Origin of the sequence: Desulfuromonas sp. KJ2020, from assembly GCF_024197615.1 — a bacterium.
Lineage (GTDB): Bacteria > Desulfobacterota > Desulfuromonadia > Desulfuromonadales > SZUA-540 > SZUA-540.
Genome location: NZ_JAKUKE010000001.1, coordinates 1,031,035 through 1,050,607, shown reverse-complemented (window position 1 = coordinate 1,050,607; position 19,573 = coordinate 1,031,035). Strand labels below are relative to the sequence as shown.

At 62.1% G+C, this 19,573-nt stretch carries 21 protein-coding genes; 8 read left to right on the top strand and 13 right to left on the bottom strand.

The window, feature by feature from the left end; translation table 11 throughout:
• Positions 1-23: 23 nt before the first annotated feature.
• The 4 genes from MJO47_RS04815 (at position 24) to htpX (ending at position 3,889) form a co-directional block, all read left to right on the top strand.
• Entirely contained in the window at positions 24-437 is a 414-nt protein-coding gene (locus MJO47_RS04815) for a hypothetical protein (protein ID WP_253959978.1), read from the top strand.
• A gap of 111 nt (positions 438-548) precedes the next feature.
• Positions 549-1,910 carry a cytochrome c biogenesis protein ResB gene (locus tag MJO47_RS04810; RefSeq protein WP_253959977.1) on the top strand — a complete coding sequence of 454 codons (1,362 nt, stop codon included), beginning with the start codon at positions 549-551 and terminating at the stop codon, positions 1,908-1,910.
• A gap of 29 nt (positions 1,911-1,939) precedes the next feature.
• Positions 1,940-2,782: a c-type cytochrome biogenesis protein CcsB gene (gene ccsB / locus MJO47_RS04805; RefSeq protein WP_253959976.1), complete on the top strand. Its 843-nt coding sequence runs from the start codon at positions 1,940-1,942 to the stop codon at positions 2,780-2,782.
• Between the two features lie 252 nt (positions 2,783-3,034).
• Positions 3,035-3,889 (top strand): zinc metalloprotease HtpX, encoded by an 855-nt coding sequence (gene htpX, locus MJO47_RS04800; RefSeq protein WP_253959975.1) that lies wholly within the window; start codon positions 3,035-3,037, stop codon positions 3,887-3,889.
• Positions 3,890-3,903: 14 nt separating this feature from the next.
• Here htpX and MJO47_RS04795 read toward each other — a convergent pair whose 3' ends face one another.
• The 12 genes from MJO47_RS04795 to MJO47_RS04740 form a co-directional block, all read right to left on the bottom strand.
• On the bottom strand, positions 3,904-5,658 hold the full coding sequence (locus MJO47_RS04795; RefSeq protein ID WP_253959974.1) for a complex I subunit 5 family protein: 1,755 nt from the start codon (positions 5,656-5,658) through the stop codon (positions 3,904-3,906).
• On the bottom strand, positions 5,646-7,151 hold the full coding sequence (locus tag MJO47_RS04790) for a complex I subunit 5 family protein (protein ID WP_253959973.1): 1,506 nt from the start codon (positions 7,149-7,151) through the stop codon (positions 5,646-5,648). Before MJO47_RS04790 ends, MJO47_RS04795 begins: the two co-directional genes overlap by 13 nt.
• Positions 7,148-8,638 (bottom strand): complex I subunit 5 family protein, encoded by a 1,491-nt coding sequence (locus MJO47_RS04785; RefSeq protein ID WP_253959972.1) that lies wholly within the window; start codon positions 8,636-8,638, stop codon positions 7,148-7,150. Before MJO47_RS04785 ends, MJO47_RS04790 begins: the two co-directional genes overlap by 4 nt.
• Before the next feature lie 28 nt (positions 8,639-8,666).
• On the bottom strand, positions 8,667-8,969 hold the full coding sequence (locus MJO47_RS04780) for an NADH-quinone oxidoreductase subunit K (RefSeq protein ID WP_253959971.1): 303 nt from the start codon (positions 8,967-8,969) through the stop codon (positions 8,667-8,669).
• On the bottom strand, positions 8,966-9,673 hold the full coding sequence (locus MJO47_RS04775; protein WP_253959970.1) for a Na(+)/H(+) antiporter subunit B: 708 nt from the start codon (positions 9,671-9,673) through the stop codon (positions 8,966-8,968). The genes MJO47_RS04780 and MJO47_RS04775 overlap by 4 nt, the downstream gene beginning before the upstream one ends.
• A complete protein-coding gene (locus MJO47_RS04770; RefSeq protein WP_253959969.1) occupies positions 9,670-9,963 on the bottom strand; it encodes a DUF4040 domain-containing protein in 294 nt (97 codons plus the stop codon). Before MJO47_RS04770 ends, MJO47_RS04775 begins: the two co-directional genes overlap by 4 nt.
• Positions 9,963-10,280, bottom strand: coding sequence for a monovalent cation/H(+) antiporter subunit G (locus tag MJO47_RS04765; RefSeq protein ID WP_253959968.1), 318 nt, complete (start codon positions 10,278-10,280; stop codon positions 9,963-9,965). Before MJO47_RS04765 ends, MJO47_RS04770 begins: the two co-directional genes overlap by 1 nt.
• The gene (locus tag MJO47_RS04760) at positions 10,273-10,557 is read right to left on the bottom strand and encodes a monovalent cation/H+ antiporter complex subunit F (RefSeq protein WP_253959967.1); all 285 of its coding nucleotides are present in this window, start codon (positions 10,555-10,557) and stop codon (positions 10,273-10,275) included. The genes MJO47_RS04765 and MJO47_RS04760 overlap by 8 nt, the downstream gene beginning before the upstream one ends.
• Positions 10,550-11,062, bottom strand: coding sequence for a Na+/H+ antiporter subunit E (locus MJO47_RS04755; RefSeq protein ID WP_253959966.1), 513 nt, complete (start codon positions 11,060-11,062; stop codon positions 10,550-10,552). Before MJO47_RS04755 ends, MJO47_RS04760 begins: the two co-directional genes overlap by 8 nt.
• A gap of 111 nt (positions 11,063-11,173) precedes the next feature.
• The gene (locus MJO47_RS04750) at positions 11,174-11,557 is read right to left on the bottom strand and encodes an FHA domain-containing protein (RefSeq protein ID WP_253959965.1); all 384 of its coding nucleotides are present in this window, start codon (positions 11,555-11,557) and stop codon (positions 11,174-11,176) included.
• Positions 11,558-11,576: 19 nt separating this feature from the next.
• On the bottom strand, positions 11,577-12,809 hold the full coding sequence (locus MJO47_RS04745; RefSeq protein ID WP_253959964.1) for a serine/threonine-protein kinase: 1,233 nt from the start codon (positions 12,807-12,809) through the stop codon (positions 11,577-11,579).
• Positions 12,810-12,911: 102 nt separating this feature from the next.
• Entirely contained in the window at positions 12,912-15,494 is a 2,583-nt protein-coding gene (locus tag MJO47_RS04740) for a cation-translocating P-type ATPase (protein WP_371926643.1), read from the bottom strand.
• Between the two features lie 226 nt (positions 15,495-15,720).
• On the opposite strand from MJO47_RS04740, the gene MJO47_RS04735 reads away from it, so the two are divergent.
• The 4 genes from MJO47_RS04735 to MJO47_RS04720 all read left to right on the top strand — a co-directional run bounded on the left by MJO47_RS04735 (position 15,721) and on the right by MJO47_RS04720 (position 17,866).
• Positions 15,721-16,914, top strand: a complete 1,194-nt coding sequence (locus MJO47_RS04735; protein ID WP_253959962.1) for a YbfB/YjiJ family MFS transporter — start codon at positions 15,721-15,723, stop codon at positions 16,912-16,914.
• Between the two features lie 22 nt (positions 16,915-16,936).
• The gene (locus MJO47_RS04730) at positions 16,937-17,140 is read left to right on the top strand and encodes a 2-hydroxymuconate tautomerase family protein (protein ID WP_253959961.1); all 204 of its coding nucleotides are present in this window, start codon (positions 16,937-16,939) and stop codon (positions 17,138-17,140) included.
• Positions 17,141-17,210: 70 nt separating this feature from the next.
• On the top strand, positions 17,211-17,495 hold the full coding sequence (locus MJO47_RS04725) for a type II toxin-antitoxin system Phd/YefM family antitoxin (RefSeq protein WP_253959960.1): 285 nt from the start codon (positions 17,211-17,213) through the stop codon (positions 17,493-17,495).
• Positions 17,492-17,866 carry a type II toxin-antitoxin system RelE/ParE family toxin gene (locus MJO47_RS04720; protein WP_253959959.1) on the top strand — a complete coding sequence of 125 codons (375 nt, stop codon included), beginning with the start codon at positions 17,492-17,494 and terminating at the stop codon, positions 17,864-17,866. The genes MJO47_RS04725 and MJO47_RS04720 overlap by 4 nt, the downstream gene beginning before the upstream one ends.
• An 88-nt stretch (positions 17,867-17,954) precedes the next feature.
• Here MJO47_RS04720 and MJO47_RS04715 read toward each other — a convergent pair whose 3' ends face one another.
• A complete protein-coding gene (locus MJO47_RS04715) occupies positions 17,955-19,487 on the bottom strand; it encodes a diguanylate cyclase (RefSeq protein WP_253959958.1) in 1,533 nt (510 codons plus the stop codon).
• Positions 19,488-19,573: the final 86 nt, after the last annotated feature.

Here is a 19,573-nt window from a genome sequence, read left to right as displayed (position 1 = left end):
TTGTTGCAACCCTGGAGGAGCCTTTGCCCATCAAACGGACACTACATCGCACCCTGGTCTGTCTCAGCCTGCTCTTCTACCTTCTGGTCGGATTCGGCAGTGCTGTTGGCGCCGTGCTGTGCCTTGCCGACGGAAAAGAATGCCTGAAGGATGGGGCAAAGAGCGTCTCCTGTTGCACCGCTTCATGCCAGGAGCCGCGCCCCTGCGTCCTGACACAGGAGTCCTGTGATTCTTGCACGGAGCTCCTCCGCGCCGAAACGGCAGTGAAGTCACGGACTCGCTCACTGCGCAACCTGGCTCCCCCGCCCCTGGCACCACCACAGCTGTCGCCGCTCTTTATGCATCCGACCAGCCAGAATCCACTCGCCGCCAGCCTGGTCGAGCCGCCACCTTCTCTGGTTCTTGCCCAACTTCGCACCATCGTTCTGCTACGTTAGGATTCCCCCGCTTCAATCCGCGGCCTGTTGTCGCCTGGCGTGCTGCCCTTCACTGAAGAAGCGGAGCCGCATGCCTGTGCCGATGTCGACCTGATTTGAAGGGGAATAACCTTGACTACGCCCAAATACAACCTGCTCCACTCGGTGTGGAACTTTTTCTGTTCGCTTAAGCTGACTATTTTCACCCTAATCATGCTGGCCCTCACCTCCATCATTGGCACGGTGATCCAGCAGAATCGCACCCCCGAAGAGTATCTCCGCCAATACGGCGAGGGACTCTACACCCTCTTTGAGCGCCTGCAATTCTTTGACATGTACCGTGCCTGGTGGTTTCTCGCCCTGCTGGTCCTCTTCTGCCTGAACCTCATCGCCTGCTCCATCAAGAGGCTGCCGGGCGTCTGGAAGACCGTTCGGGAGCCATCCCTGATTATGGCACTCGGTACCCTGCGAACCCTGGCCAACCACACCCAGTTCGACAGCAGGCACAATGCCGAAGAAACCGCCCAGGCTCTGTCTGAAAGCCTGAGCAGCCGTTTTGCGCGGCCGGTGCTGACCCGAACCGAGGGCGGCCTGCACCTCTTCGCCCAGAAAGCCGCCTGGGCCCGGTTCGGCGTCTACGTGACCCACCTCTCTATCCTCATCATCTTCATCGGCGCCATCATTGGCAACATCTGGGGATACAAGGCGTTCGTCAATATTGTCGAGGGTGACCAGGTCAACCAGGTCTGGCCCCGCGGCGGCGGTGACCCCATCGACCTGGGCTTTACGGTGCGCTGCGACTCCTTCAGCGTCACCTACTACGATAACAGCATGCGCCCCAAAGAGTACGCCAGCGTTCTGGATGTCATCGAGGATGATCAGGAGGTCATTTCCGATCGAAAGATCATCGTCAACACGCCGCTAAACTACAAAGGGATCACTTTTTACCAGTCAAGCTACGGCCCTGCCGGCCCGGCCACCATCCGCATGCGGGTGACGCCCAAAGGAGGAACCCCCTTTGTCGCCACAAACCGGGAAGGCGACCACACGCCCCTGCCAAACGGATATTCCTTTGCGGTCACCGGCTATGCTCAGTCCTACCAGGGCATGGGCCCGGCTGTACAGATGCACGTCAACACACCGGACGGGCGACACGGCAATCCCTTCATCGTGCTGCAAAATTATCCTGACTTCGACAGCCGCCGCGGCGGGGAATTCGCCTTTGCCCTGTTGGACTACAAGCAGCCCCAGTATACCGGCCTGCAGGTCAACAAGGACCCCGGCGTCTGGGTGGTATGGATCGGCTGCCTGCTGATGATTTTTGGCACCATGGCCGCTTTCATGATTTCCCATCGCCGCCTTTGGATCACCATCGAACCCAAGGGCGAGGGCAGTGTCGTTCACCTGGGCGCCTCCGCCCACCGCAACCAGGCCGCCTTTGCGCTCTATTTTGATGAACTGAAAAAAAACCTGAGCAAGGATCTGGCGGGTTGATCCCGCTTGTCATCCAAGGAGATCTTTTTATGAACAGCGTGCAACTCTTTAACCTGACCACTATCGGCTATTTTGCCTCGATGGTGCTTTTTCTCGTCTATCTTATCGCCCGCTCCCCCAAGCTCGCCCTGGCCGCCACGGCCGTGGCCTGGGCCGGTTTTGCCGCCAACACGGCCGGTATTGCCCTGCGCTACTTTGAAGCGGTGGACATGGGTTACAACCAGGCTCCCCTCTCCAACCTGTATGAATCGGTGGTCTTCTTTGCCTGGTCGATTCTGCTGGTCTACCTGCTGATGGATCTGAAGTACAAACAACGGGCCGTCGGGGCCTTTGTCATCCCCTTCGCCTTCATCGGCATGACCTGGGCCCAGCTCGGCCTTGATGACGCCATCGCTCCGCTGGTGCCCGCACTGCAGAGCAACTGGCTGACCTATCACGTCATCACCTGTTTTCTCGGCTACGCCGGCTTCGCCATCGCCTGCGGCGCCTCCATCATGTACCTGATCCTTGATACGCAAAAGGACAAGGACAACAAACACGGCATCCTTGCCCTCTTTCCCGACATTCGGGTGCTGGACGACATCAACTACAAAGCGATCATGTTCGGCTTCCCCATGCTGACCCTGGGCATCATCACGGGGGCGGCCTGGGCCAACTATGCCTGGGGCACCTACTGGAGCTGGGATCCGAAAGAGACCTGGAGCCTGATCGTCTGGTTTGTCTACGCCGCGTTTCTGCACGCCCGTTTCACTCGGGGCTGGGTAGGAAAAAGGGCAGCCTGGCTGTCCATCGTCGGCTTTGCCGCCACCATTTTCTGCTATTTGGGAGTCAATCTCGTGCTGTCCGGCCTGCATTCCTACGGCGGCGCCTGAGGCAGACAGGACTGATTCCTGTTGACAAACCTGGGGGCCTTTAGATAACATCACTGTGTTAAAGGGGAGTAGCAATCGGTCGGAGACATGACCGACCCGCGTTTCGTCATTACGGAGGCCACGCCTCCCGGACGCGGGGTTACGACGCTTCGTCGCAATCTGCAAGACCTTTATCCACAGCATTTCACCATGCCGCGGGTAAAGGTCTTTTTTATTACCCGCCGCACAAACAGCGCGTACGGAGGACAAACCATGAACCGTATTAAAACCACGCTTCTGCTGACCAGTCTCACCCTGCTCCTGGTTTTTATGGGCAGCGCCATCGGCGGCCAGTCGGGCATGATCATCGCCTTTCTCATCGCCGGGGGCATGAACTTCTTCTCCTACTGGTACTCGGACAAGATCGTGCTCAAGATGTACAAGGCCAGGGAAGTCACCGAAGCTGACAATCCGGGCTTCTACGGCATGGTGCGCCGCCTCAGCCAGCAGGCCGGCCTGCCCATGCCCAAGGTCTACATCATCCCCTCGGAGGCCCCCAATGCCTTTGCCACCGGGCGCAATCCGCAGAATGCCGCCGTCGCCGCCACCGAAGGCATCATGCGGCTGCTCACGGAAGACGAGCTTGAAGGGGTCATGGCCCATGAGCTGGCCCATGTTCAGAACCGCGATACGCTCATTTCCACACTAGCCGCCACCTTCGCCGGCGCCATCGCCATGCTCGGCAACATGCTGCAGTGGGCCGCCATTTTCGGTGCCGGCCGCGGCGAAGACGAGGAAGGCGGCGGCATGCTCGGCAGCTTGGCCGTGGCCATTATCGCCCCCATGGCGGCCATGCTGATCCAGATGGCGGTCTCCCGCTCGCGGGAGTATCTGGCTGACGCCTCCGGCGCCCGCATCTGCGGCAAGCCCCAGGCCTTGGCCAGCGCCTTGCGCAAACTGCAAATGGGCGCTCAGGCCGTACCCATGCAGGAGGCCACACCGGCGACGTCGCACCTGTTTATCGTCAACCCGCTGACCGGTCGCTCTCTGGCCAATCTCTTCTCCACCCATCCGCCCATGGATGACCGCGTCGCCAAACTGGAAGCCATGGCCAGCGGCCGCAACTGACCGGGCCTTGCCGCTCAGCACAGTAGAATGGCGGTAAAGATTAATATAAGGAGCAGGAAGAGACCCCCGGATACACGCCAGCGCAATAACCCCTTTTCGCTGGTGGCCAACAGGGCGTGCAGGCCGAACAACTCGATCGGACCCTGCCAGACAAAGGTCAGGTAGGCCCGGACCAGATGCGTCACCACGGGGTCGCCATAGCGGTCCCATGCTTGACGGGCACCTCTTCCTAAAGCATAGAGCAGGAGCAGCACATCGCCCGCCGGCAACGGCGGCAGCAGGCTGCTCCTGCTTTTTTTGGCCCCGCGCCAGAGCAGCCCCCCCAGAGCGCCCCCCACCAGCACGGTAACAGCCGCCTCTCCGCTCCAGCCAGGAGCCTTCACTCCCCAGGGGGCCAACCAGCCCGGCACGATCATCCACACCATGATGAGCCCACCCAACTGCACCACAATCCAGGCCAGCCACTGTCGGCCGGTCGGCGGGCTGCCCTTCCCGGTCTTCTGCGTCCAGGGCAACAGCAGCAGGTGCGCCATGAGTATGGTCGTGGCCACCGCCGACCCGGCCAGCAGACCGGCAAAGATTTCCGCCCAAGGGGCCGGAATGAAGGCCGCCAGATCCCCCAGAAGCTTTTTGGCCACGAGACCGCTGGTCAGGGGCGCTCCGGCCAGAGACAGCGCCGGCAACAGCAAGCCCGCCAGAAAGGCCGCTCTGGCCCACACGCCTTCGGCGCCTGCCATGCCCACCCCCAGAAAAAGGGCCGTCTTGGCTAGGCCATGATGCAGGGCGTAAAGGCAGAGAGCCGCCAACACCATGGGCCAGGCTGCGGGGAAGAGCAGTCCCAGCCCCACAGCCCCTGTCATCAAACCCATCTGGCTAATACTCGAGTAGGCCAGCACCGTTTTGGCCTGAGACTGGGCCAGCCCCAGGGCCACCCCGCCGAAAGCCGCGATAAGTCCGGCGACCAAGCAGACCATCCCCCAGGCGGGGAATGCCCCCTCCCCCAGAGGGAGGAAACGCAGCCAGGCCAGCAGACCCGCTTTGATCATGGCCCCCGACAGCACGGCGCTGGCCGGGGTGGGCGCGGCCGGGTGGGCCAGGGGCAGCCAGAGGTGCAGAGGGAAGCAACCGGCCTTGACGCCGAAACCAACCAGGATAAGGCCGAGAATCAGGTGACGATGGGGCGAAACGGCAATCCGCGGCGCGAGTTCGGACAGACGCATGGTGCCTTCGGCGGCGATCAGCATGAGACCGGCAATCAAAAGCACCTCTCCCAGTACCGCCATGACCAGATAGACTTTGCCGGCCTGTCGCGCCTCGGAATCACGCTCATGAACGACCAGCCCGTAGGCTGCGAAGGTCATGAGGGCGAAAAACAGGTAGAAACCGGCCATATCAGCAGCCATGATCAAACCCAGATTGCCGGTCATGGCCAGCAGAAAAAAGAAGAAAAAGGACTGGAGACGTGCCTGGTTGACCAGGTAGCCGCGGGCATACAAGGCCGCGGCACCCCAGGCCAGGGCGGTAAAAAGCAGAAAGATGCGGCCCGTCAGGTCCAGGCCGAAGGTGCTGCCAAGGAGCAGCCAGGGGTAGTTCCCGGCCTCCGGCGGCCACAGGGCCAGAGCGATAGGCGGCAAGGCCGACCAGGGGGCAGCCGCCACCGCCCAAGACCGTCCCCAGCGGCTCAGGCACCCCCCCGCCAGCAGCAGGGGGAAAGCCAGGACGGCTAGCCAGACGACCTGTGAATAGAGTGCTCCCATTAGGGAATCCATAAGCGGTACGCCTCCCGGGCGATCATGGCCACCCACCCCCGTGGGCTGAAGGAGAGGCCGGCCAGCAGACCCGCCGACAGGGAGAGGCCGGCGGTGATCAGGGTCGGCCCCAGCAGCAGTCCGTCCGTCTCCAGGCGCGAACCCGGTTTGCGCTCAGACCAGGCTGCGGCCGGCTCTTTGAACCAGGCGGCATAGACGATGGGCAGAAAGTACGCGGCATTGAGCAAACTGCTCAGCACCATGACTCCAACCACCCAGGAGTTTCCGGCGGCGATCCCGCCCAATCCCAGGTACCACTTGCTGACGAAGCCAGCCAGGGGGGGAATACCAATCATACCGAAAGCGGCCAGGGTAAAAGCGGCCATGGTCCAGGGCATCCGGCGACCGACTCCGGCCATTTCGCTCACCCGGCGAACGTTGAGAGTTTCGGCGAGGTTGCCGGCGCAGAAGAAGAGCGTGATTTTCATGATCCCCTGATGCACCAGATGCACGACGCCGCCGATGGTGGCCAGTGGGCCGACGATGGTCACGCCGAGAACGATATAGGAGACCTGACTGACGGTGGAATAGGCCAGCCGCCGCTTGAGGTCATCCTGAAAAAGGGCCCGTACAGAGCCATAAAGAATGGTAAAGGCCGCCACGGCGGCCAGGGGCCCCAGCAGGTGGAGCGACGCCGCCAGCTCCACGCCGTAGATATCGTAGACAATACGGATGATGCCGAAAGCGCCCGCCTTGACCACGGCCACCGCGTGCAGCAGAGCCGAGACCGGGGCCGGCGCCACCATGGCAATAGGCAGCCAGCCATGCAGAGGGACCAGGGCCGCTTTGACCCCCACCCCGCCCACCATCAGGCAGAAGATGGCGACCAGCTGCACGCGATGGTCCGGGTCAACAGCCGAAAACACCCCGCCGGCGACAAACTCGACGGGGCCGACCAGCGCCTGCAACCATACGGCTCCAGTCAGCAGAGCGGCGCCGCCCAGTAGGGTATAGACGAGGTAGGTGTCGCCGGCATAGAGCGACTCGGAGGTGCCGCGATGCACCACCAGCGGGTAGGTGGAAAGAGTCAGCAGTTCATAGAAGATGAAGAAGGTGAGCAGATTCCCGGCGAGGGCGATCCCCGTCGTCGCCGTCACGCAGACACTGAAAAAGCCGAAGAAACGGCTGCGATGAGGCGAACCCTCCAGGTAGCCGACGGCATAGATGGTGGTGAGAAACCAGAGTCCGGCAGAGAGGGTAACAAAGAGCATGGCCAGGGGGTCGGCGCGCAGGACAAAATCGACCCCTGGCAGCAGCGGCAGCGACAAGGCATACTCCACCCCACGGAATACCCCCCAGAGCATCACCCCCACGAAGAGCAGCTTAATGGTGGCACCCAGCAGGTTCAGGGTCGTGCGCAGCCAGTGCCGGCGCTCCTGCAGACCGAAGATCACCAGCCCGGTGATCAGGGAACTTAGCAAGGTCGCGATGGGCAGAATACTGCTCCAGTTCATGGTCCCCCCGGATAGCCGATGGCCAGCAGATCAAGGGGCCAGGACCCGCACAGGCCCAGCGCCAGGGAGAGCAGGGCCATGGCCATGGCCGCCCACTGCATGCGGCGCGGGACTGCACGGTACGGCCCGACATTCTCATCCCACACCAGGGCCTGACGCAGCACACGAAAGACATAGCCCGCCGCCAGCACGCCGCCGAGGAGCATGCCCGGCACCCACCACCACTGCAGACTTTCTACCGAGGCCTTGAGAAAAAGCCACTTTGAAGAAAAACCCCCGCTGGGCGGCAACCCCATCAGGGTCATCCCCCCCAGAGCAAAGGCGAAGAGGGGGACAGGAAATTGACGGCCGATGCCGGTCAGATCGGCGATCTGGTCAGAGCCGGCGGCCTGAGCCAGACACCCCGCCGACATGAACATGGCCGACTTGGCCAAACCATGGGAGAGGAGCAGAAAAACCAGCCCGCCCCAGGCTCCCGGCACTTCCAGCGACACTCCGTCCCCGGCAGGGATCCAGGCCGCCATGAGGGGAAAAACCAGAAAGAGATAACCGATTTGGGCGATGCTAGAATAGGCCAGCAATCTCTTCACCCGTCCCTGCCGCCAGGCCAATAGAGAACCCCAGAGGATGGCCAGCATCCCGAGCCCCCCGAGAATCTGTGCCGCGGCCAATTCCTGCCCGAAGGAGAAGAGCTCAAACCAGAGGCGCAGCAGAAGATAAAAGGAAGCCTTGGTGGCCAGGGCCGCCAGCAGGGCGCTGACGGGAGTCGGCGCCTCGGCATAGGCGGCGGGAAGCCAGAAGTGAAGGGGAAAAAGGGCGGTTTTCAGCAAAAGACCCACAATCATAAGGCCGGCAGCCACCGACAGACTGCCGACCCCGTCAAGCGATTCCGCCAGGGTGTGAAGAGTGAGGGAACCGCTGACCGCATAGAAAAGAGCCGTCCCCAGTAGGTAAGCCAAAGAGCCGAGCAGAGCGACCAAGAGGTAGCGCAGCCCTGCCGCCAGGGAGGAAGCCGTGCCGGACAAGGTGATGAGCGGCACGGCGGAGAGGGTCAGCAGTTCGAGGGTAACATAGAGATTGAAGACATCGCGCGAGAGAAAGAGTGCATTCAACGCACCCCAGAAAAAGAGCACGAGGGGCCAGAACAGGGCGTTTTCGCAGCCTTCCGCCTCCACAGGCGTGGCTTTGATCAGCCCCAGGGAGAATATGCTGACCAGAATGAACACAAGGGCGGTCAGTAGCAGCATGAGCAGGCTCAGTCCATCAGCATACAGCTCGATGCCCAGGGGCGCGCCCCAGTCGCCTAGCGCATAGGCCCGCGGACCCTGCCGCCACAGCTCCCGCGTCAGGGCGAACAAGCCGCCCCCAACAACCAGCACGGTGGCACCGAAGAACCAGCGGCCCGATCGCCGGCCGCCCACAAAAGCCAGCAGCCCCCCGATAAAGGGCGCCAGGATGATGCAGACTTCCCAGGGCAGAGTCGTCATGGCGGGTCATCCTTCCAGCACGGCGCTCTCATTCCCCCTCCGGCAGCCGGGTCTTTCCGGTCTGCTGATAGTACCGGCGCGCCAGCGCCAGAGCAAAGGCCGTCGCACTCACCGCCACGACGATCCCTGTCAGCACCATGGCGAGGGGAACCGGGTCAGGGTTCTGCTGCGGGTCGCGGGAAGCTATGCCCACCAGCAGCAGAAAAACGCCGCTGCTCATGATATTCAGGGCCAGGATCTTGCGCAGCAGATGGCGATCAAAAAGCAGTCCGCGCAGGCCCAGGCAGAAGAGCAAAACGGCGCCCACCATATAAAGATTGGCCTGGGTCACACGTCCTCCTCTTCCGGGGGCACCATCGGTGATCCGGCCGGCGGGTTTGAGGCAAACAGGGCCACCAGKGTTACCGCAATGGACAAGGTCAGCAGAGACTCCAGGGCGACGATCAGGGGACCCGCCCCGTTCTGGGGATATTCGAGCAGTTTCCCCCCCATCCCCAAGGTGGCCAGCGCCAATCCCAGGAAAAAGGCGAAGCCGGAAGCCAGCGCCACCCGCACCCGCCAGGGAGCCCCCAGACGGACATTCAGCTTTCCTCCCAGAAGCAGCAGGACCCCGGCAGCAGCCAACACGGCGCCGGCCTGAAAAGCCCCACCCGGCGCATGTTCGCCGGCCCAAAGAAGATAGCCTGAGGTCAGCACCATCAGGGGAACGACCAATCGCGTCATGGCCGCCAGCACCGGGCCGGGCGGGGCGATCATGAGCAGCGGTCCAGGCGGTTGCCCCTGCCGCAGCGCCATGCAGGCCATCGCCGCCAGCAGCAGGACCCCGATCTCCAGCAAGGTATCGTAGCCCCGAAAATTGAGGAGAACGGCGGTCACCGGCGAGTGAACTCCCGAGTCCACCAGGCGGGCGTTTACCAGCGGCTGCAGACGGACCGACGCGGCCGGCAAGGACAGCACGGTCCAGACCAGGACGGCTGCAAAGACTGCCAGGACCAGCGAGACCAGCCCGTTGGGAATCCTCTCCGCCAACTTCATTCTTCCTCCGCTAACGAGGAGGAAGGTTCCCTGGTCGTGGCCCCATTCCGTGCCACATCCAGGTGCCCGACCGCGTCCAGCAAAAGGGCTCCGGTGAGTCCGGCGCCGATGGCCGCTTCCGCCAGGGCGATATCGGGGGCCCGCAGCCGCACCCAGGCCAGCGCCATGAGCAGTCCGAAGGCCATGAACAGCACCACCGCCTTGAAGAGATCGCGGGCTGACAGAATCTGCCAGGCCAAGGCCAGCAGCGCAGCGAGCAGCAGCAGATCAAAGGCGAAAGCGAGAGACATTATGACCGCTCCTTCGCGCAGAAGCGCCCCTGGCGTGGCTGCAGGCCGCCACGAAAGGCGCTGTTCGCCACCAGATAACAGGCGGCCGAGCTGGCCACCAGGGCCAGCAGCCAGATGAGCAGCATCTTCAGCGCCACCGGCACCGATCCCGCCTGCAGCAGCAAACCCGACACCGTCAGCCCCAGACCGAGGTTGTCAGCCTTGGTCAAAGCGTGAAGGCGGGTATAGACATCCGGCAGCCGCAGCATCCCCAGCGTCCCCGCCAGAAAGAAGACCGCTCCGGCCAGCGTCAGCAGCACGGACAAAAAGTCAATCATCGTCATCCTTTCCGGTCCTTTTCTGGATCACCCAGAATCTTTTGACAAAAGCCACCGTCGCCAGGGCTCCGAGCAGAATGAAGATCAGGGCCACGTCCCGTAGTGCCGGCAGGCCCATGGCTTCGGCCAGCAACAGCAGGATCGCCACTCCCGTGGTGCCGAAGAGCTGGGCGGCCAGCATGCGGTCCGCTGGCGTAGGTCCTTTAAGGACGCGCACCAGGCCAACCACGATGGTCAGAAGAAGAAAGATCGCCGTGACCAGAAAAAAGTCAGGCATTCGCTTCCTCCCGGCCCTTGCTAGCCAGCGTCAGTCCGAAAAGGGCCGCCACCCGTCGCTCCACCCGGCGAAGAGACTCTTCCAGGGCCCGACTGTCGTCGAGGGCATGCACCAGCAAACGGCCTTCCGCCTGCAGGGAAACACTGCAGGTGCCGGGCAGCAGGCTGATGGTGTTGGCCAGAAAGACCCGGGCCGGGCCGGGTGGCAGATGAAGGGAGAATTCACAGATGGCAGGGGAAATAGGCAGACGGGGATCGTAGACGCGGCGGGCGACGTCGAGACCGCCACGTAGGGAGGCATAAAAGAAGAAAGGCAGAAAGGAAAGCAGGCCGGCCAGCGTCCAGGTCTTCTGACGGTCGACCGCCAGCAGGTGACCGGCCCCCAGCGCCAGCAGAATCACGGGGAGGCCGAAACCCAGGGCGGCGGAATCCCCTTCCGTCAGAATCCACCACACCAGGGTCAAAAGCAGAAAACGGAGCGTCAGTTCCCGAAACCACGCAGCCACCCTGTCCTCCTCGTCCCGCCGCACAAAGGAAGGGGCATATCCCCTTCAGACCTACAAGTATAGAAGAGGGTGGAGGGGCGTCAAGGCGGGGTGGCTGGCGTGCAGGACCGCTCAGCTGTTGCGGCGCATGCGCTCCAGATCTTCGGGGGTCAGGCAGAGGGTCTCATTGGCGGCGGAAGGCCTGGATTTGCCCGGCTGATCCTTGGCCTCTTCCATAAAGACGAGGGTATGCTTGCCGATGGTGATCTTGTCCTGGTGGTTTAATCCCCTTTTCCAGTTAAGCAGGGCGCCGTTGAGAAAGGTGCCGTTGGTGCTCTTGAGATCTTCCAGATAAAAAGGGATGCCCTGCCGGTAGATTTCGGCATGATGGCGGGATACGGCCAGGTTGTCGATCTGGATGTCGTTGTCGGCGTCACGGCCGATGCGGATTCCTTCGCTACCGATCGCCACTTCTTTCACAACCTGTCCCTTGAACATCACCACGATTTTTGCCATCTTTCCTCCTTGGCACGGATCAGGACCGCAGTTCCTGCAGTCGCCGCGAAATTTCCCGATGGTCGCAGAGGCGTTCGTCGGGGTCTTTGCGCAGCATGGCCATGACCAGATCCGCGACCTCCTGGCGTAGCCCTTCCACCCGCTCCTGCAAGGGCGGCGGCTCGTCGGTTATCTGCTGCAGCAGCACCGCTGCCGGTTCGCCGGAAAAGGGGGGCGAGCCGGCCAGCAGTTCGTAAAAGATCACGCCGAGGGAATAGATGTCGGCCCGAAAATCGGTGGGTTTGCCTGACGCCTGCTCGGGACTCATGTAATAGGGGGTACCCATGAGGCTGCCATCGAGGGTCAGGCCGCTTTCCCGCACCAGGCGAGCCAGGCCGAAGTCGGTCACTTTCAGGCGCTGCTGTTCGTCGAGAAGGATGTTGGCTGGCTTCAGATCACGATGCACGATCCCCTTCTCATGCACATGGCACAGGGTATCGCCGATCTGCGCGACCATGCCCAACGCCTCGGCCTCGGCAAAGGGCGCCCGGCCGGCCATATGGTCTTCCAGGGTGCCGCCGCGAATCAGTTCCATCACCAGGATCAGGCGGGAGCCGTCATCGAAGAGATCGTAAATCTGCACGATGCCGGGATGGGTCAACTGGGCCAGGGTGAGCGCTTCGCGGCGGAAACGCTCTCTTCGCTCAGGATCACGCACAAAGACGGCGGGCAATTCCTTCAGGGCGACCTGCCGCTCCAGCGTTTGGTCGAAGGCCGAGTAAACCACGCCCATGGTACCGGAGCCAATCTCCGCGTCGATGCGGTAACGCTCTTCCAGGTGCGACCGGCCGGCGTTGGTCAGCTGTTTTGGCGGCTGAAGGAGGATTTCCTGTTCAGCGGCGCGCCGGATAATCGGCGCGTAGAGAACCAGTCCGGTGGCCACGCCCAGGCCGGCCAGACTCCAGATCACCAAGGTGGACTGAGCTTTGCGGCGGGCCAGACGCTCATCTTCCTTGGAGGTTTTCAGCAGGCCGAAGAGTTGCTTTTTTTCGACGGGGGGATAGATCTTTTCGAGCAGAAAATGGGTGGCCGGCAGCAGCATCAGCGGCACCAGGACCAGCGAAGCGAGCAGCAGGACGGGAACCAGCCACTTTCTTTGCAGGCCCCTAAGGAGGGCCCTCGGGGAACGCAGCAGAAAAAGACTGTCGGCCGCGCCGGTTTTCAGCCGCTGGACCCTGTCAGCAGGGAGGGATATCAGTGTTTCGTTCGACATACTTACCTTTCGGACCATACCCCGGGGATCAAAATCGCGCCATTTTCCCAGAAATCGACCTTCTTGGCAAGCAGTCACCGTAGCAGCCCCATCGGCTATGGCTTATTGCTGGCGCGACAGCTGTCGCCGGCGCCACCACTTTTCGAGCTCTACACCCACCAGCACCAGCAGCGGCAAACCGCCGCACAGCATCAGTTCCGGCAAAGTCAGGGGAGCGGTCTTGAAAATGCCGTTCATGGCCGGTAGATAGATAACCCCCAGCTGAAGCAGCACGGTCAGGGCAACCGCCCCCAGCAGCGGTCGGTTGCTGAACAGGCCAAGCCGCCACAGGGATTCCGTCTCCGAGCGGATAACCAGAACGTGGGCGAGCTGACAGAAAGTAAGCACCGTAAAGACGATAGTCTGCCAGTTTTCATGGCCGGTTCCGTAGGCCCAGCCCATGGCAGCCAGAGAAAGACCACCGATAAGCAGACCGACCCAGACCATATGCTGCCACATGCCGTGGGCGAAAATGCTTTCGTCGGGAGCGCGGGGCGGCCGCTGCATGACCCCCGGCTCGGCTTTTTCAGCGGTCAGGGCCAGCCCCGGCAGACCGTCGGTCACCAGATTGATCCACAGAATATGGATGGGCAAGAGCGGAATGGGCAACCCCATGAAAGGCGCCAGAAAGAGCACCCAGATCTCCCCCGAATTGCTGGTCATGGTGTAGCGGATGAACTTGCGGATGTTGTCGAAGATGCGGCGCCCCTCCCGTACGGCAGCGGTAATGGAGGCAAAGTTGTCGTCCAGCAGCACCATGTCGGAAGCTTCCCGGGCCACATCCGTGCCGTTGTCGCCCATGGCCACCCCGATGTCGGCCTTTTTGAGGGCGGGCGCGTCGTTGACGCCGTCCCCGGTCATGGCGCAGAATTCCCCCAAGTCCTGCAGGGCCTCGACGATGCGGATCTTCTGCTCCGGGCTGGTGCGGGCATAGACCCGAAGCTGTCGCGCCCGCTGTCTCAATTCTTCCGGCTCCAGCTCAGCCAGCTCCTGGCCCGTGATCAGCTGTTCCTCCGACTCGGCCATGCCGAGGCGTTTGGCAATGGCGAGCGCCGTCGCCGGATGATCGCCGGTGATCATGACGGGGACAATGCCGGCGCTGAGACAGTCCTGCACCGCCTGCGGTGCCTCCTCCCGCGGCGGGTCGATCAGGGCCACCAGACCGAGAAAAGTCAGGTCGCGCTCAGCTTCTTCCATCTCCAGCTTTTCAGGCAACTCCGGCAGTTGCCGGCTGGCCACCGCCAGCACCCGGTACCCTTCTCCGGCCAGGGATTCCGCCTGCGCCAGCAGCCCATCCACCTCTCCCCCCGTGCACAGGGGGAGCAGCCGCTCCGGAGCACCCTTGCAGAAAAGGACAATCCCGTCCTCATGCCGATGCAGGGTCGACATGCGTTTGCGCTCGGCATCGAAGGGGAATTCGGCCACCCGCGGCAAGCGCTCCTCCAGTTCCTGCCGGCGGTACCCGTACTTCTGCGCCGCCTCGTAGAGGGCAACTTCCGTCGGATCGCCCTTGAGATTACCCTCTGTGCCTTCGACATCGTTGTTCAGGGCCAAAGCCTCCCCGAACAACCGGCTCTCCCCGGGAATCGCCTCATGCATCTGACCGTCGAGGTAAAAGCCTTCGGCGTGCATGCGGTTCTGGGTCAGAGTGCCCGTTTTGTCCGTACAGATATAGGTGACCGAGCCCAGGGTCTCCACCGCCGGCAGGTTGCGCAGCAGGGCGTGACGTTTGCTCATGCGCGCGGCTCCCAGGGCGAGAGCGACGCTGATGACCGCCGGCAGGGCTTCGGGGATGGCGGCCACGGCCAGGCTGATGGCGGTAAGGAGCATGAGCATGACCGGCTCGCCCCGCAGCAGGCCGACGACGAAGATCACCGCACAGATCGCCAGCACCACCAGGGCCAGCTTTTTGCTGAAGAGCGCCAGACGTTTCTGCAGGGGCGTCTTGCTGTCGACAGTCTTCTGCAGCAGCCGGGCGATCTGGCCCAATTCAGTGGCCATGCCCGTGGCCACTACCAGGCCGACTGCCCTGCCCCGGTTGACCTGACTCCCCTTGAAAACCATGTTGACACGCTCGGCCACGGCCAGTTTCGGCTCGGCAAGGGATTCCACCTGTTTGGCAACCCCTGTCGATTCTCCCGTCAACATAGACTCGTTGGCTTCGAGGTCGGCACTCTCCACCAGACGCAGATCAGCCGGCACCACGGCCCCGGCCTGCAGCAACACCACATCGCCGGGCACCAGCTTCGCAGCCGGCAGCTCCATCACCTGGCCACCGCGTCGCACCCTCGCTGCCGGCGCTGCCATCGCCTTTAAAGCGGCCATGGCCTTTTCGGCCCGATATTCCTGTACGGCGCCGATGACCGCGTTGAGGCCGACGATGACCAGAATGGCGATGGTATCCACCGCCTCGCCGATCAGCCCCGATATCACCGCCGCCCCCAGCAGGACCAGAATCATGAAGTCGCGGAACTGCTCCAGAAACATCCGCCACAGCGGACGCCGGCCGCCTTCTTCCAGCTGATTCAGCCCATGGCGCTCCAAGCGAGCCGCCGCCTCGGTTTCACTGAGGCCCTGACGCAGGTCCGTTTCGAGCTTTTCCGCCACCTGTTCCCGTGAAAGGTTGTGCCAGTGAGATTTCATCATCATTCACCCTGAGATGGTCGCCTTAGAAAGATAAGCATGGGCACCATTCCTCCCCTTCCCCTTAAGGCTGGTGCGCCGAAAGGACCCGTTCATTGTATCGCAGGATTTCACCCGGTCCACCCATCGGCAGCGGCCAGAGAATCCGGCTGGCAAAAAGAATGACCTCGCCGGATCAGCTGCAAGAATCGTTTGCAACGTCCCGTCGCCTTCCATTAAGCTGTCACACATGGCGACCACACCGGCAAAACAAGAATCAGTTCCGCACCCGGCCAGGGCCTCCCTCAGAGTGCTCCTGGGCGGCATGCTCGGCATGGCCGTGGCCATGGGATTGGGGCGCTTTGTCTTCACCCCCATCATCCCCCTCATGCAGCGCGATCTCGGCCTGACCCATGGTCTGGCCGGCTGGCTGGCCGGCCTGAACTATCTCGGCTATCTCATCGGCGCCCTGCTTTGCTCCTTCATGCCACAGCTGGCGCGCAACCGCCTCGTCGGCCTCAGCGCCCTGTTGGTGACCATCATCGGCACAGCACTGATGGCCATGACGCAGACAGGCCTGGTCTGGGGTCTGCTGCGTCTGGCGGCCGGCATTGCCAGCGCCCTGCTCTTCATCATCATTTCCGTCGAAGTGGCCGAGGCCCTGGGCCGCCGGGGACACCTACCCTGGATCGGCGCCCTCTATGGCGGCATCGGTTTCGGCATCGCCCTGAGCGGCAGCCTTGTCCCGCTGTTTGACTGGGGCTGGGGCTGGCAGGGGGCCTGGATAGGAAGCGGCCTGATAGCGGCCTTGCTGGCGCTGATCGGCATGGCCATCGGGCGCGAAACCGCGCCGCCGGAAGGGGCCAACGCGGTGGCACCCCCGGCCGGTCGGCTCAATCGCACCCTCTGGCCCCTGGCGGCCGCTTACTTCTGTGAAGGACTGGGCTACATTGTCTCGGCCACTTTCCTGGTTTCCATCATTGCCGAAACCGACGGTCTCGCCTTCTTCGCCCCCTACAGCTGGGTGGCGGTCGGGCTGGCGGCCATCCCATCGACCCTTTTCTGGCCCTGGCTGGCCCGCCGTTTCGGCGCCCGTCTCGCCCTGCTGCTGGCCTACGGCCTGCAGGCCGCCGGCATCCTCGTCTGCATCTGGGCCGAAAGCGTGCCGACCGTGCTCTTTGCCGCCGTCTCCTTCGGCGGCACCTTCCTGGGCATCGTTGCCCTGGTCATGGCCGAAGGCGGGCGCCGCGCCCCCGGCAGCCAGCAGCGTATTGCCGCCGTCCTCACCGCCTGCTTCGGCATCGGCCAGATCCTGGGGCCGCCCATTGCCGGCGTGCTGGCCGACCTGCGCCACGGTTTCGCCCTCCCCCTGCTGCTCGCGGCGGGCACCGTACTGGTCGGGGCCCTTTTCATTGCCATCGACCGCTCTTTTCAGAAACCCTGATCACTCACCAAGGAGGAACACCATGCCCTACGTCAACATCAAAATCACCCGTGAAGGCGCTACCGCCGAACAGAAGGCTCAGCTGATCGCCGGTGCCACCCAACTGCTGGTAGATGTCTTGGGAAAGAATCCGGCCACGACCGTCGTCGTCATCGACGAGGTGGACACGGATAACTGGGGGATCGCCGGTGAAACGGTCACTTCCCGGCGTCAGGTGGGGAAATAAGACCGCCCCCTTGTCAAAGTTACATGAATTGATTAATATTTATTGTCAACTTTTGGAAGAGAAGGAATAGATGCCCATTACAAGCAAGGATATTGTGCCCCTGAAGGAAATGCGGGCGCGGCTGACGGAACTGGCCGATGAGGCCTGTGCGGGGCGAGAAAAAATCATTACCCGCAACGGCAAGGCCTATGTGGCCTTGATTGACGCCCGTCGACTCGATTACTATCACCGGCTGGAGCGGGAAAATATTCACCTGGGGCTGCTGGACGAGGCGGCGCGGGGATGGGACGACGTGGAAGAGGGCAACCTGCTGACGGTGGCCGAGCTCAAGAGCCGTTACAGCCGGGGCAAATGAGCGCCGTCACCTTGCGAATAACCCGCAACTTTTCCCGCAATCTCGACGAAATCGAGGCGTATCTGCGCGAGGTCGAGGCGCCTGAGGCCTTTAGCGGACTCCTCGACGATCTTTTCGACGAGGTCTTGCCCGCCCTCGAAGTCTTTCCCAACATGGGTGCCAATTTTTTTCGCCATCCGACGACATGCCGGGAAACCCGGATAAGAGCAAACAACCTTCGCCAACGTCTGGGGCCAGGGACTCTTCTGCTTGAATTGATCCGCGGGGACTACCTGCTGCTTTACGCCTGCCGCAAGGGGGAGCTTTTTCTTCTCGCTATCCGCCATCACCGCCAGGTATCCTTTAACTTCTCCGACCATTGGCCGGATTGACACACCCCGTTGCCACTTTTATCTCATCGGCACTAACCAAAGCAGGAAGCGGTGCGCACAGCGAACCGTCTTTTAAATCTCGTGAAACTCAAGCACTCTGCGTGGAAGGATCGACAATCTCCACCCGGTTGCGGCCGTTCGCCTTGGCCCGATAGAGGGCGTCGTCCGCCTGGCGGACGAGGTCGTCCAGGGTGCCCTGACCATCCCACTGGGCCACTCCGAAGCTGGCCGTCAGGCGAATCTGCGCATCGCGATAATCGACGGTCAGGGCTTCGATGGCCGCGCGAATGCGTTCGGCTACCCGCGCCGACGCCTTTTTTTCCAGGCCTGAGAGCAGAACGACAAACTCTTCGCCTCCCATGCGCCCCATGAGATCCCGAGGACGGATGGATTGACGCAAGGGACCGGTAATGGCGCGAAGCACCACGTCGCCCGCTTCATGCCCGTATTCGTCATTGATCTTCTTGAAATGATCCAGGTCGACCATAATCACGGTTGCCTCGGCCCCATCCTTCCCCAGGCGACTCATTTCGCGCTGAGCTTCTTCGCGGAAGTGCCGTCGATTCGGGATTCCCGTCAATTCGTCGATGGCGGCTATTGCCGCCAGGCGTTGATTGGCTTCCTGTAGGGCCTGATTCGACTTTTCCAGCGCCAGGGTGCGCTCATTCACACGTGCCTCTAGAATCTCGTTGTATATCTGCAGGGCACGCTTGTTTTTGCTCAGGGCCTCCCGTTGATCGGAAATTTCTTTGAGCAGCAACGCCAAACCAACCGAGACGACGGCGACGATGGTGAGGTATTCCTGGGTCAGCCAGACGGCATACTGGGGACCGACTGAGATATAGGGATGCGTACCCCGCACCAGGTTTCCCACGGCCAGGGCCGCGATAAGGGTGACGGTGGCCGCCGCGCCGAGTACGCCCAGGCGCAGCGCCGCCAGAATCCCCAGCGGAACAAACCAGAATTGTGTGAAATAAAGCTCCGTCGTTGCGGGAGGACTGGCTGTGAACGCTTTGAGTCCCAAGGCGCCAATAACCAGCCACAGCAAACCGGCCTCGACTGCTGCCCGCCAGCGTAAACCAGGACACCCGGCTTCCAGCCAGCGCCAGACCACGACAATGGGGGGTGTTAACAGCAGCAGGCCCAGAGCATCGCCAAACCACCAGATTTGCCACAGTGCCGGATAAGGGGTATCAGCCCGGCCCAGCAGAATGTAGACTCCCGCGCCGAGCAGAGCGGCAAAACCCGAAACGAGCAGCGGGCCGAACAACAGAAAGAACCAACCACTGCGCAGACGATCAAAGTTGAAGGGGGTAGGAACGAAGCGACGGATGAGGACAGCTGCCAGCGAAGCCTCAAAAATATTGACCATCCCAAAGGCGCCGGCCGCCCACAGAGGAAAAACGGGGACATCAGCCAAAATTTCGGCGGCCATGGCCGCCAGAGCGATCAAAGGCCAGCGACGATATGGCAGGACAAGAAACGCCGACAAAAGAATGGCGTTCGGCGGCCACAATACGGCAATACCTTCTGGCGTAATCGTCTGATGAACCCCGGTCCAGGCCCCGACATAATAGGCGGCGCCCACGAGCAGCATAGATACAAAAATTTTAGGGTTCACGCACACCCCGGCAACATAGCAAAAGTCAAATCAAAGCATCTCTCTGGAGCTCGCTCGCACAGATCCGAGCAAAACGTGCCTGCCGG